Source organism: Paenibacillus sp. P2(2022), from assembly GCF_029522175.1.
Taxonomy (GTDB): Bacteria; Bacillota; Bacilli; order Paenibacillales; family Paenibacillaceae; genus Paenibacillus; species Paenibacillus polymyxa.
In genome coordinates, this window is record NZ_JAKWFI010000006.1 from 1 (window position 1) to 13,882 (window position 13,882).

The window sequence follows — 13,882 nt, forward strand, 5'->3', positions numbered from 1 at the left end:
ACCCGTCCGCCGCTAGGTTAGTTAGAAGCAAGCTTCTAACTAACCCCGCTCGACTTGCATGTATTAGGCACGCCGCCAGCGTTCGTCCTGAGCCAGGATCAAACTCTCCATTAAAGACCAACCGAAGCTGGTTTATCGAAAGAGCGATTAGCTCATTTTGAAACTGACGAGATAAAATATCTCTTTTTTTTGGACTTTATAAATAAAATCCGTACTCACTCGTTGTTCAGTTTTCAAAGATCAAACTTTATTTTCACTCACTTTGTTTCACCACCGCGTCTCAGCGGCGACTTAAATAATGTAACACATAACCTCATTTTTCGTCAAGCATTTTTTTAAAAATTTATTTCCTTGCTTGATGCAACACCCTTTATCCTGCTTTAGACAGTTCTAAATTATTCGTGTTGCTTAATGGGGCGAGTTATAACTTAGCACATAATTTACATACTCGTCAAGCTAAAATAATCATTTATATCTTTTAATCTCCTGTAAATTCTAAATCACATAAGAAAAAAGGAAGAAAAGATCATTTATCGACCTTTCTTCCTGATAAAATAACCTCCGCTCATCAAAGAAGGGAGTAGCGCAGTTCACGATTTTGTCCGCGATCCCTAAATTCCCCGACGGCTGATTCTCTAATAAGCGAACGATAAACCAGTTTACGGAGCACGACGGTAAGATCTAATTGTAGATTCTTGAGCTCAGGATGATTCATAAGTTCATCTATAGACCAAGGTTCCCGTCTGCTGCCTAATATACGGAATAGCGGAGAGGAGCACTCCTCCATTTTTGACATGACTGAAAATTCACAAGCGAGTAGTACCAGTTCAACCCGTTGCTCCAGAGTCTCCGTACTTAATGTGAGCTCGTTATACAGCTTCTCAATTGTTCGATCCAGCGGCTGCATCTGAACCCATAAGTGAACCTTTGGATAAATCCCACGTTCAATGAGTTCAATAGACGCCCAATGATCCAGTGCCTTCAGAACACTTTGATAAGCGTCAATGATCCGCCCTTCTCGCACTGCTTTCTTACCCTGAACGTAATTGACCAGAAAGCGGGAGAACTCATGAAATCGCTTCTGCTCCCGCAGTGGATCGTTAAATTCAATAATTTCCTGTCTTAAAAGACGTACCCTGTCATCCCGTCCCCAGACCATACGACCTTCTAGCACATAATCTATAATGTTGGCTTGTTCACCTGCGATAATCCAACCCTTCAGACAACTAAGCGTTGTGTACAACACTTGGCATTTTAGTCCATTAATAAATAAGTGTTGTATAGATTGAACTGGCTCCCGGCCTTCTCCAATAATTAGAATGAGTTCATCAAAGTCATACAACATCGAACCGTGAAAATATTCTCCCGGCTTTCTGTACGAAATAACACCTATTGAATCTTCCTGCAACAATTCATCATGCATCAGGTTTAATTTGGTTAGCTGCACTTCACCCTCCATACCTGCAAGGCGGCTATAACCGCTAAATTGGATATTTGGATACATGTGATCATTTCTACATAAATAAGAAACTTCCTTCTTCAATTGTATAATTTTTTATCTTACTTAATTATTTCTTTCAGTGTTATCCAAGCGTCTTCATCTGCAAAGCTCCGACTCCACACACCAATTCCGCCCAGGTTCAGTGATTTGGCAAGTTCTACTCTTGCCTTCAGGGATATCTGATCCTCTAGCCAAATCTTTTTGACAACACCGTCTTCGGTATATTCGACATAATTCTGACCTTCAGAAGCTCTAAATTTGGGCTTCAACTTAAATTGGGCTACGATATCCGCTGCTGACTCCATACCAATTGATTTGGAGGTGACCTTAATTTTCCCTTCTTTGGGAGTCTCGGACCAAACGCGGGTATATAACGGAATACCTAAAACCACTTTTTGAGGCGGCACTTCGTCTTCCTGAACAATCCGCTGAATTGATGCTTCTGTCCATGGTAATGAGGCGACGGAACCAGCTTTTGGACTAGCCGCCCAATGCTCATCATACGCCATTACCATGAGATAATCTGTTATAGCACCCAATGCCTTTCGATCCAAGAAAACAGACCACATCTCACTTTGAGATTTAGGCGTAACATCAATGGACAGTATCAAATCATGTTCCCGGGCCAACGGTTTAAGTTCCCGCAAAAATTGGGTGACATTGGGGCCATCCTTCGTATGGACATTTTCAAAGTCAATATTAATACCATCCAGATCATTTTCTTGGGCAAGTGAGATCATCTGATCTACAATCGATTTTCGACGTTCAAAGGTAGATAGTGCCTCTGTTGTTATTTCGGGGTTAAAGCTGTTGCTCAACAAGCCCCATACCTCCATGCCCTTACGATGCGCCCAGCTGACATATGCCGGGTCCGCTTTGCTTTCTACAGTACCCTCATGATCAACGACGCTGAACCATGTAGGGCTCACCACATTTACTCCAGGCATAGGGTCAAATTTGGAAGGATCAGGCTTACGATTATAGACGGCTTCCCAAGCGAGATTCACAGGTTTACCCTGCCAATGCTTCTCCGAGATTGACAAATCGTCCTTAACCGAAGGTATCACAAGTTCTTCTCCTTCAGAGATACAGTCTGACTTCATGTATCCTGCATAACCATTGTCTAACTGCACAAAATACCAATCGCCCTGTTGAGACCAGATGCGTACTTTCGTCTGCTGTGATACATCTGCCAAAATAAAAGATAGACTAGAGGCTTCTTTGCGTAAAGCAATTCTAGCATCCTGTTGCCCATCTTTCTTTTCTACACTACCTAGCCTGACTTTCTCTCCGGCTTTCATCAGAATGACAGCCCCTGTTACAGGGTCTTCGTGGATGGATATACCATATACTTCACGTACAGCCTCAATGGGGATATACACCTCTCCACTGATTATCTGAGGGGCGGCGCTAAGTGCATATGTTTTACCATTCAGTTCGCCTTGTGTCTTTGCAACATTCATATGGAGCAAGCTTTGTCTCGTTGCCATAATGACGGTTTGGCTGTCATCCTCATAACGAATGGCAGGGTCAATTTGACCTTGTATCAATTTAAGCGGCATCAGCATGTTCTTGCCGGAGCTTTGAGCTTCATATCCGGTCAACTTGCCCTTCATAAAAATAGGTCGGACACTCCCCTGCCAATCGGGTTTCTCGTGAAGAGGATTACCATACCATACGACAGTAATTGCGCATATAATCGCTGCGAATAATAGCAGGCTTGCCGCTCCTTTGAATCGAGAACGTTTACGGCGGCGTCTGGAATGATTTCTGGCCAATATTGAACCTCCATTGTAAGAAATTTTGATTTCTGTATTTTGTAACTTTAACAGATTACCTGAGACAAAAAACAAAGTGATTTAAACAAAAAAACGCGGTAAATCCCCACTTATGGGGAATTCCTCACGTTTCCAATCCATTACAATATATACATACCGCACTAAAAACTTTTATCCCTTGTTTCGCTACGATTGTTTGTTACTACAAGCTTTGCATACTCCGTGTAACTCCATACGATGTCCATGCACCTCGAAGCCTGTTTCCAACGCGGCATGGCGTTCCACATCTGCCAAATACGGATAACTGAAATCTTCAATCTTTCCGCATTTTTCACAAATGATGTGATAGTGCTCCGAAATATTGGCATCATAACGACTGGCGTTATCTCCATAGGTCAACTCATGTACCATACCCGCTTCTATAAACATCTTTAAGTTATTATAAACCGTAGCCACACTCATACTTGGAAACTTGGACTCAAGCGCACGATATATTTCATCTGCAGTCGGATGCCCCATAGATTCCATTAAATAGTTTAATATGGCATGGCGCTGGGGTGTTATGCGTACACCTGTCTTCTTCAGAAGTTCCAAAGCATGCTGGACGCGTGCTGCCATATATGTCCACCGCCTTATCCCTTACTTGCAATCCTATCAATTACCACGCATCTATTTACAATTCACTTCTAAAGCTACTCACATTGTACGGTCTACTCAAGAATCTTGTCAACGCGCCGTATTGTCGCCGGATGTCCGTACAGAAGTATCGGTCGCAGGAACTTCAGGTTCACCCGGAGAACTTACAGTTGCATCGGGAGCAGTCGATCCTCCGGAATCATCCAAGTCGGGTAATGACGGCATCAGTAACTTTTTAATGGTTAAATTGCTGTTCCCCTCTACGTTAATCACATATTTGCCATCCCCGTTTTGACCTGAAATGCTTTTACTGTCTATCTTAAATGGAAAATCAGACTGAAGATTACCATAACTGCTTGAACCCTCTAACTGAAAATCTCCATTTGATGGAAGATCCAATACGATATCACCGACAGCACTGTATATTTTCCAATCTCCGCCCACCCTCTCGCTATGCACTTTGATAGCGCCATTAAGCGAATTTGCATTCAGCTTGGCTGTAGAATCCAGCACATTCATGTCACCATTTTGAGTATCAACGGTAATATCCCCTTCCGAACGAGCGACCTGAATGTCACCTACCATAGTGTGGAGTGACAAGGCCCCTTCAATATCCCCTGCCTGCATATCGCCACGGTTCGTGCGTACATCCACATCTCCAGAAATCCGATGCAATTTAATCTGACCGTTCAGGGTGCCTCCTTTGACATTGCCGATAGCGTCATTAACTGTGAGATTCCCATTACCACTCTCAAGCCGGATGCTGTCGATAGCGTCTACTCCATTCAAGGTAATATTCCCGTTGGAGGTTCTAATCTGCATATTGAAGCGCCGATCCTCTGGCACGGTGATCAACATGTTCATTCGAGGCTGACGTTTACTTGATGCTCCGTATGACTGTACCTCCGGACGAATCTGGATGGTCTTGCCGTCGGTAGAAGTCAGTGAAGAAGCTTGAGCAATCTTGTCCGCTTCGGCAGCAGGCGCTTGATCCACCCATAGAGTCCCGCGTACCTCAATATTGGACACCGGCCTTCTGATCAGTGTTATATCCCCATTCACTGAATCAACTACTAAATCGGATGTCTGCATAGTTACAGGTACCAGCACACCGCCCATATCATACCGATTCTCTTTAGCCTGGCTAAAATCCATAGACGCCGATGTCAGATTGAGACTAACCCGGTTCCACAGGTACATATAATGGTTTTGCTGGGTCACGATAAAAACCGAAGCAGCCACTACCAAAGCGGACAGAATCCCCTTCAAGTCAGGTCTGAAACGTCGTCCGTTGTCAGGCTTGCCCTCTTTGCGATAATACACGCCAAAAAAAATCAAATACTCCAGACCCCAAAGCACAAAGATTACAGGCCACCACACAAGGAGCTGGAGCATATATTCCGTGTTCTGAAGCACATCTACAATCAGCAAAATGCCTACAGCCATCAACAGAAGCGAAGAGGTGTAGCGGCCGACTCTTATTTTGCGGTGCACGCCTGCTTCACCCTCTTTCTTTCAACTTTTTACGTTTAAAGGATAGAAAGGCTTCCCTTAGAAAAAGGAATAAACCGATTATCATTAATATAATGGCCAGCGTCAGGAACCCATAATCTTCAAAGAAAATGCTTAACCAGCGAGGTTTCATGCGGAACAGAATCATAAGTCCACCGCCTGCCACCAATAGCACAGCAAAAGCAAAGCCTCTTTCCCACGCATAAAATGGACTACTTTGCTGACCTCTAGCATCCATTCGTGCATATTGATCTGGCTTGCGCCGATAACGAACCATGTAATCCGCTGACTGTAAGACATCATATACATTATAAAAATATAAAACGGGTATGAACAAGCCCAGCAAAATTAGTAATGGGATGTTAATCCTCAATCCATCGGAGGAAACATACAGCATCGCAAAAATATCTAGCAGGAGCAATACAATAAATGTAAGCCCCCTAATAAATAGTCCTAAAAAAAGATGTCCCATTCCAGGTATCAGTGCTGCCATGATAATGGCAATTACTTTGCGAAATTTAGCGTATTGCAGACGCCCCCGCTGTTTCTGTCCATGTGGCTGTTCAGCCTGTCCGGACTCTCCCGACGGTAACGGTTGTTCCGAGTTCATGCCATCCTCCCCTTTGAATTCCATACGTAGCTCCGCTGTAAAATACTTTGATGGTTACATAGTACCCCAATCAGATTTGATAGTAACTGTAAAAAAAAGGGTTATGATCACTCAACGGAGACGGCAGCTATATCTTCCCATTGTCGTAAATCAGCTGCAATACGCACCGGATTAAAGTCATGTCGGGCCAGCACCTCCAGGGAAACCTCCATACTCTGACGATCCGGGTGCAATTCATGAAATGGAACATTTTCATGTTCTTTAATCATGATTTTACGTATTTCCACTTTTTCCTGCTCTAAATAAGTCGAAATTTGATCGAGCAATCCGTGAGAGGACAATCCGTACAGTGTAATAAGATGAGGCTTGCGTCCACGCATATACCGAAGTTCTAATTTGTTGAACACCCATAAATTTAAAAATACGAGCACAGTTGCCGCTATAGAGGGTAAATAGAAGCCTGCTCCGACCCCAAGGCCAATGGCAGCTACGACCCAAATGGAAGCCGCCGTTGTGAGTCCAGTAATGGATTTACCTGTGAACATAATCGTACCTGCGCCCAAAAAGCCTACGCCAGTAATCACCGCCGTAGCCAAACGAGCTGGATCTATACGCACATTAGCTTCTTTAATAAAATCAGCAAAGCCGTAAATGGAGAGTAGCATAATCAGCGCCGATCCAAGACTGACCATAATGTGAGTCCGCAAACCAGCAGCATGATTGGAACGTTCTCGCTCAAAGCCAATGAATCCACCGAGAAGCATGGACAGTAATAGCCGTAAAATGATATGTGAATCATCTATAATCCACGGATTATTCATTCGAGTCTCTCCTCCCGGTTATGTCGTGCTTCCCTGTCCGGGCACGCGGTTTGTGAGTATTATTCCACGTTATGCAAATGGTAGGTGGTTAATTCCACGCCTGGGGCCACTTCTGCCGCGGAAACGGGGCGAAAACCATGTTTTCGATAAAGCGTCACCGCAGGAGTGTTTAAAGTTCCAGTGGTGACGATAAACAGGGGGACATTCCGATATTCATTCAAAACATGCTTCATTAAGGAGTCCGCAATCCCTTTGCGAAAATGATCTGGATGAACCATCATACGTGTAAGGGTAAGCGAACCAGATGACTCAGACTGCACAGCTAGTGCTCCTAGCAGTTCATCATCCTCCAGCCACCCATAAAAAGACTCCCCGCAGCTTCTCAGCGTCTCCAATGTATCCATCAGTGGAGGAATCTCATCAAATCCAATCAGTTCAGCTTCCAGTCTATAAGCGACATGCTGAAGACGCCATATCTGACTGACAATATTATCATCTTCCAATGAACATAGGGTAACCATGCTGTTTGCCCTCCTAAGGAAACTCATCATATGTCATCACGCTTCTAATACGTGTTTGATGCCCCATTCGTGTCTTTGCACCTATGCAAAAGGGGCCTGTCCCTAAAAGACAAGCCCCTGTCATAACTATGCCATTAACGGTTCAACACTTCTGTCAGCAACTTATTAGCGAGGCCAGGGTTAGCTTTGCCCTTGCTCTCCTTCATCACTTGACCGACCAAGAAGCCGATGGCCTTTTGCTTGCCAGCTTTGTAATCCTCGACCGATTGCGGGTTGGCTGCTACAACTTGTTCGACAATTGTCAGAATTGCACCTTCATCACTGATTTGCACAAGCCCTTTTTCTTCAACAATTTGCTGTGGCAGTTTATCACTTTCCAGCATTTCCTTGAAGACCGTTTTGGCAATTTTACTATTGATCGTACCCTTCTCCAGTAGTCCGATCATTTCACCCAAGCCCCGACCTGTCAATTTAACCTGCGACAATTCTACATTGGCACTGTTCAAATAGCCGAGTAAATCCCCCATAATCCAGTTGGATACGGCTTTGGCATCCTTGGTGTACTGAAGACTATCCTCGAACAAATCAGCCAATGGCTTGGAGGACGTAATTACCTGTGCATCATACTCAGGTAATCCATATTCCGAAGTGTAACGTGCTTTACGCTGGTCGGGTAATTCAGGAATCGAAGCACGGATACGCTCTTTCCACTCCTCATCAATATGCAGTGTAACGAGATCCGGGTCTGGGAAATAACGATAGTCGTGCGCCTGCTCCTTACCACGCATGGACAAGGTTTTACCCTGTGCCTCATCCCAGCGACGTGTTTCCTGTACGATCGTTCCACCTTCGTCCAGCGTCTGTTCTTGCCGGAACTGCTCATATTCCAGTCCGCGCTGTACGCCACGGAAGGAGTTCATGTTTTTCAGTTCCGCTTTGGTTCCCAGCTCTTTTTGTCCATGCGGACGAAGACTGATATTCGCATCGCAACGAAGCGAGCCTTCCTCCATCTTCACATCGGATACGTCACAATACTGCATAATGGCACGTATTTTTTCCAGATAAGCCTTGGCTTCTTCCGGCGAAGATATATCCGGCTCCGAAACGATTTCAACCAATGGTGTGCCGACCCGGTTAAAATCAACCAAAGAAGCATAGCCACCATCAACGTGGGTTAATTTCCCCGCATCCTCTTCCAGATGCAACCGGGTAATGCCGATACGCTTGGTTTCACCGTTCACTTCAATATCAATCCAGCCATGCTCACCGATCGGTTGGTCATATTGCGAAATTTGGTAAGCCTTCGGTGAATCGGGGTAGAAATAGTTTTTGCGGTCAAATTTGCTGACATCAGCGATGGTGCAATTGAGCGCCATTGCCGCTTTCATAGCATAATCAACGGCTTGACGGTTCAATACCGGCAATACCCCCGGATGTCCTAGACAGACCGGACATGTATGGGAGTTTGGCGGTGCTCCGAAGGATGTCGAGCATCCACAAAATATTTTGGACTTCGTATGCAATTCCACATGGACTTCAAGTCCAATGACCGTCTCATACTTAGATGTAGTTGTAGACATGAATAGGTTCCCTCCTTTTTGGCAAATTACAGCTGCGGACGCTGCTTGTGAAATTCAGTATTTTGTTCGAATGCATGCGCTACGCGCAGTACAGAAGACTCGTCAAAGGCTTTCCCGATAATTTGTAGTCCGACTGGCATTCCATCTGCAAGACCACAAGGAATACTGATCGCCGGCACGCCAGCCAAACTCACTGGAATCGTCAAAATATCGTTCAAATACATTGTCAATGGGTCGTCTACTTGGGAACCGATTTTGAACGCGGTAGTCGGTGCAGTAGGCCCGATAATCACATCATATTGTTCAAATACACGATCAAAATCCTGTTTGATCAGTGTGCGCACTTTTTGAGCTTTCAAATAATAAGCATCGTAGTACCCGGAGCTGAGTGCATAGGTACCGAGCATAATCCGACGCTTCACCTCAGGACCAAACCCTTGCGTACGGGACTGATGGTACAGATCGAGCAGGTTATCCGGATTGTCAGCGCGTACACCATAGCGCACGCCGTCAAAGCGGGCCAGATTGGACGATGCTTCAGATGAAGCCAGTAGGTAGTACGTTGCAACTGCATATTCCGTGTGCGGAAGAGATACCTCTTCCCATACAGCGCCCAATCCTTCCAGTGTTTTCAGTGCATCAAGCACCTTTTCCTTGACCTGTGGATCTACGCCTTCACCAAGATACTCTTTAGGCACAGCGATACGAAGTCCCTTCACATCTCCGGTTAAAGCGTTCAAATAATCAGGAATGTCTACCTTCGCAGAAGTGGAGTCCTTCTGGTCATAACCTGCAATGGCTTGCAGGACATAGGCTGAATCCTGAACATTTTTTGTAATCGGACCGATTTGGTCTAAAGACGAAGCAAAAGCCACCAGTCCAAAACGGGATACCAGACCATAGGTTGGTTTTAAGCCAACTACGCCGCAATAAGAAGCGGGCTGGCGAATGGAGCCACCTGTATCGGAACCGAGCGTGAAATAAGCTTCACCTGCCGCAACAGCTGCAGCCGAGCCGCCACTGGAACCGCCGGGAACACGTTCTAAATCCCAAGGATTACGTGCAGGGAAAAAGCTGGAGTTCTCGTTCGAACCACCCATGGCGAATTCGTCCATGTTCATTTTACCCAGTGTTACCGTTTGTGCTGCGCGTAACTTACCGACAACTGTGGCATCGTACACGGGATCAAAATTTTTCAAAAACTGACTGCCACATGTTGTGCGCAGCCCTTCCGTCACGATATTATCCTTAATACCGACCGGCAGACCAAACAACAACCCTCGTTCCTCTCCCGAAACCAGCTGATCATCCAGCTGACGTGCGGATGCCCGAGCCCGTTCCTCGTCGACAGTAATATAGGCCCTGATCTTCTCTTCCCGCGCATCAATTGTCTCCAGAGCGTGCCCCACTAGATCACTCACGGAAATTTCCTTTTGATGCAGCTTATTATGTATTTCCGGCAATGTGTTATTAAACAAGCTCAATTTGCATCCTCCTTTCAAATGTGAAATCTATTCCAGAACAGCAGGAACTTTAAACTGTCCATCTTCTTCTTCAGGTGCATTACGCATCACTTGCTCATGCGTCAAACTTTCGCGAACTTCGTCGTCTCGCATGACATTGCTGACGTGCAGCACATGAGTGGTCGGTTTTACCTGCTCCGTATCCAGCTCATTCAGCTTCTCCGCATAATGGAGAATGGCGTTTAATTGCCCTGTCATAGTTTCTTCCTCAGTCTCGGTCAAATTCAATCGGGACAGCCTGGCTACGTGACGGACATCTTCCTTGGAAATGTTCATTCAAAACCCTCCTCATGTATATATAAAAATCCAATAAGCGACTGGAATCGGATTTTGCAAAATCCTGGTATCAAAAATGTTACACCGAACTTTGAAATAACGTTTTTAATTATAGGATAGAACCCTATACAATTCAATCTTTGACGCGGTAGAGAAGCAGACTGTACATCAATGAGGTAAATGTTACTAAAAGAATATAAAAAAAGCACCTCTCGGTGCTCTTTCAAGAAAACTATAGCAGCTGAAATCGTGCCCATTATATATTGTTAAAAAGAGTCGGCAACAGCCGATTCCTATATCCAAGCACGCAAATTAACTTGTTTAATAAAATCAGCCTGTGACAACAATTCTGCCGCGGTTTCTTCTTCCTCAGTCTCTACTGAATCATGACCACCGTTCATCACATGTCTGAACAGCTTCTCATTATGAGTAGCAAGGGCGTAATCTATCAGCGCTTCACGCTCAATCCGCTCGGCTTCCAGCTTGAGAATACTTTCTTCCAGCTCAATGTCCCCGGATGGTACGAAAAAATTGCGATTCACCTTCGGTACGCGAATGACATAGTCAAAAGCATTGTCCGCATTACGGTCGTAAGCAATGATATAACCATGTTCGCCCACAGGAAGATTCTGCTCAAAAGCATCCGCGACGATCATAATTCTAGCTCCTAAATGATGCATCGTTAGCCCCCCCGTTTGTCTGAACTTATCTGCTAAGTCTACTAAAAAAAAGGTAGCTTGTCTATATCATCTATGTATCTTCATAATCGACCGTCTCCACGTCCAAATCTATGCTCATTAAGCCGTATATGCCAGTTTTGCGTAAGGGTTCCGCCCTGCCGTTTCACCTTTTTCCAAGTTATGATCTTCGGTTCGGAACCTACCACAACATCTTCAATATCTGCTATTTTGGGAAGACGGAAACTACCTTCTTTCTCACGGTGTACCTCATATATATGTTTTCTTTTCATTCTTGCTCCCCCTTGTGATCTGACGGCTTCATGCCTCTTTATCCTCTTAATGGGCAAAAAAAAGAACGCAAACCGGGATTCATCCACAGCTTGCGTGCTTCGCGAGTTTAGTATGTAACTTCAATAAATTTATGTTAACAAAAATAAAAACCTTTGTCTATACATAATTTATATTTTGTTGTCGAATTGAGGCAAAACCTGTCACTTCTTTGATTTTGCCTCAATTAATTAACGTTTATCAAATTTACCGGATATACGGATTGTTGGCTTTCTCATAACCAATGGATGTTTTGGGTCCGTGACCACAATAGACCGTAACGTCATCTCCGAGCGGAAACAATTTATTTTGAATGGAATCGTACAAGTCCCGTTCCCGACCACCCGTCAGATCTGTGCGTCCGACGCCCTGACGGAATAGCACATCCCCGGAGAAAAGATCTTTGCCACACAAGAAGCTAACACTTCCGGGTGAATGCCCCGGTGTATGGAACACCTTGAACGTGTGCCCAATTAGATTTAATTGCTGACCTTCCGCCAAATCATATTCGGCAGGTCCTGTCGAGATCGGTGGAGAAGCCTCTGGCCACATCAGGGAGCCATTCAGCTTAGGAGATGTGAGCCAGTCTTGCTCCAAGGCGTGCAGATACACCGGGCATCCTTTCGCATTGCGAATCTCCTCCACTCCTCCAATATGGTCAAAATGGGCATGGGTCAGCAGGATAGCTTCAATGCTCAGGGATTCAATCGCTCTCAGCAAAGGTCCCGGATTCATTCCTGGATCAATAATAACGGCGCGCTGTGGATCATCCCCTTGAAGCAAATAAGCATTCGTTTGAAGCGGACCCAGATTAAAGCTGCGAATGGATAAGGTCATAATTTAAAATCCCGAGATCAGCTCGCGCAATTCCTGAACAATCACAGGATGAACCTCGGTTCCCTCCCCATATTTTGCAGCCATTTCTTTGCGAGCAACTGCGATTTTTTCTTGATAGTCATCGGCTTCCCGATCTGGATTTTCACGTTTGAATTCGATCATAATTTGTTGGACATGTGCAGGACGTGGTCCCCAGTGACCTAGTACGTGACCCCCAGTATCCGCAAAAATCACAATCGGCACAGCACGTCCGCCCATCGTCAGGAAGTCGTCCATCAGCGCCTGATGATTTTCCAGAATCAATACTTCGGTTGGGATACCGCTATTCTCCAGCGCACGGAACACAACTGGCACATTGCGTACTACATCCCCACACCAGTCGGCAGCCAATATAAGCACACGCAGATCATCACGATGGTTCAGGCTTTCAAAAAACTCCCGATCCTCTTCGCGGCTCCACACAAACTGATCGTATCCGGAGCGGAAGGCTTCTTTGTTCTTTTCCATGCCCTCCATAAATTGTTCAGGACTCAAGCCCTTGCCGAAATATTGCGATACGTTAGTACGGCTCATGTTATACACTTCCTTTTTTGTTTTTGGCTACAATCCATTTGATAACAAAATAAATGATCAAGAGCGCAAGAGCAACTAGCAAAATGGGTTTGATGTAAGGTGCTGCCACTTCGTCAATTTGCTCCCACTTGTCTCCCAGCAGCATACCTAAATATATAAACAAAACAGACCAAGGTATAATCGCTAGCGTCGTCAAAATAATAAAGCGCCATACGTTCATTCGAGCCAACCCGGCAGGGATTGAGATCGCGTGACGAACAACAGGGATGAAGCGAGCTGTAAAAATGACCCCCGTGCCATATTTATTGAACCAGGCTTCAGCGTGGTCAACATGGCTTTTTTTGATGAGTATGTATTTCCCATACTTATCTAATACGGGTCTGCCACCATAGCGTCCAATCCAGTAAATGAACAGTTGGGCCAGCACCCCGCCAATCGTTCCGAACACGACTGCGCCAAAAAAATTAATATGACCTGAGGACACTAAAAAGCCGCCGTAAGCGAGGACAATTTCACTTGGAATGACCTCCACCATCAAGCCTAGCATAATACCAAAATACCCAAGACTACGAATGATCTCAAACAAATAATTAATGATACTAGATATATGGTCCATTTTTTCTTCCCACTCCCTGCCTGTTTCTCTATTTTCATTAGTGTATCACAGCGGCAGAACACGCCGCCACTTCGCTCAAATAGGGAGGTCA

At 45.1% G+C, this 13,882-nt stretch carries 15 protein-coding genes and 1 rRNA gene; all 16 read right to left on the bottom strand.

Features of this window, described 5'->3' with window-relative positions; translation table 11 throughout:
• Positions 1-114 (bottom strand): 16S ribosomal RNA (locus tag MMB75_RS18660); the annotation flags it as partial.
• Between the two features lie 454 nt (positions 115-568).
• A complete protein-coding gene (locus MMB75_RS18665) occupies positions 569-1,504 on the bottom strand; it encodes a nucleotidyltransferase-like protein (protein WP_016820253.1) in 936 nt (311 codons plus the stop codon).
• Between the two features lie 56 nt (positions 1,505-1,560).
• Positions 1,561-3,279 carry a glycosyl hydrolase family 18 protein gene (locus tag MMB75_RS18670; RefSeq protein ID WP_045245025.1) on the bottom strand — a complete coding sequence of 573 codons (1,719 nt, stop codon included), beginning with the start codon at positions 3,277-3,279 and terminating at the stop codon, positions 1,561-1,563.
• A 186-nt stretch (positions 3,280-3,465) separates the two neighbouring features.
• Positions 3,466-3,897 (bottom strand): Fur family transcriptional regulator, encoded by a 432-nt coding sequence (locus tag MMB75_RS18675; protein ID WP_013373015.1) that lies wholly within the window; start codon positions 3,895-3,897, stop codon positions 3,466-3,468.
• A gap of 108 nt (positions 3,898-4,005) precedes the next feature.
• On the bottom strand, positions 4,006-5,409 hold the full coding sequence (locus MMB75_RS18680) for a DUF4097 family beta strand repeat-containing protein (protein ID WP_031462223.1): 1,404 nt from the start codon (positions 5,407-5,409) through the stop codon (positions 4,006-4,008).
• A gap of 7 nt (positions 5,410-5,416) precedes the next feature.
• Complete coding sequence (locus tag MMB75_RS18685; protein ID WP_025365819.1) at positions 5,417-6,061, bottom strand: hypothetical protein; 645 nt, start codon at positions 6,059-6,061, stop codon at positions 5,417-5,419.
• A gap of 83 nt (positions 6,062-6,144) precedes the next feature.
• Entirely contained in the window at positions 6,145-6,858 is a 714-nt protein-coding gene (locus tag MMB75_RS18690; RefSeq protein ID WP_016820257.1) for an MgtC/SapB family protein, read from the bottom strand.
• 59 nt (positions 6,859-6,917) lie between these two features.
• Positions 6,918-7,379 carry a GNAT family N-acetyltransferase gene (locus MMB75_RS18695; protein WP_017425940.1) on the bottom strand — a complete coding sequence of 154 codons (462 nt, stop codon included), beginning with the start codon at positions 7,377-7,379 and terminating at the stop codon, positions 6,918-6,920.
• A gap of 134 nt (positions 7,380-7,513) precedes the next feature.
• A complete protein-coding gene (gatB, locus tag MMB75_RS18700) occupies positions 7,514-8,959 on the bottom strand; it encodes an Asp-tRNA(Asn)/Glu-tRNA(Gln) amidotransferase subunit GatB (protein WP_016820259.1) in 1,446 nt (481 codons plus the stop codon).
• A 26-nt stretch (positions 8,960-8,985) separates the two neighbouring features.
• Positions 8,986-10,443 (bottom strand): Asp-tRNA(Asn)/Glu-tRNA(Gln) amidotransferase subunit GatA, encoded by a 1,458-nt coding sequence (gene gatA, locus MMB75_RS18705; protein ID WP_039276213.1) that lies wholly within the window; start codon positions 10,441-10,443, stop codon positions 8,986-8,988.
• A 27-nt stretch (positions 10,444-10,470) separates the two neighbouring features.
• Positions 10,471-10,758 carry an Asp-tRNA(Asn)/Glu-tRNA(Gln) amidotransferase subunit GatC gene (gene gatC, locus MMB75_RS18710; protein ID WP_016820261.1) on the bottom strand — a complete coding sequence of 96 codons (288 nt, stop codon included), beginning with the start codon at positions 10,756-10,758 and terminating at the stop codon, positions 10,471-10,473.
• 293 nt (positions 10,759-11,051) lie between these two features.
• The gene (locus tag MMB75_RS18715) at positions 11,052-11,438 is read right to left on the bottom strand and encodes a hypothetical protein (protein ID WP_016324719.1); all 387 of its coding nucleotides are present in this window, start codon (positions 11,436-11,438) and stop codon (positions 11,052-11,054) included.
• A gap of 80 nt (positions 11,439-11,518) precedes the next feature.
• Complete coding sequence (locus tag MMB75_RS18720; protein WP_045245024.1) at positions 11,519-11,728, bottom strand: hypothetical protein; 210 nt, start codon at positions 11,726-11,728, stop codon at positions 11,519-11,521.
• 244 nt (positions 11,729-11,972) lie between these two features.
• Positions 11,973-12,602 (bottom strand): MBL fold metallo-hydrolase, encoded by a 630-nt coding sequence (locus tag MMB75_RS18725; protein WP_045245023.1) that lies wholly within the window; start codon positions 12,600-12,602, stop codon positions 11,973-11,975.
• Positions 12,603-12,605: 3 nt separating this feature from the next.
• On the bottom strand, positions 12,606-13,175 hold the full coding sequence (locus tag MMB75_RS18730) for a thioredoxin family protein (RefSeq protein ID WP_016820264.1): 570 nt from the start codon (positions 13,173-13,175) through the stop codon (positions 12,606-12,608).
• A gap of 1 nt (position 13,176) precedes the next feature.
• Positions 13,177-13,791, bottom strand: a complete 615-nt coding sequence (uptA, locus tag MMB75_RS18735) for an undecaprenyl phosphate transporter UptA (protein WP_013373027.1) — start codon at positions 13,789-13,791, stop codon at positions 13,177-13,179.
• Between the last annotated feature and the right edge of the window lie 91 nt (positions 13,792-13,882).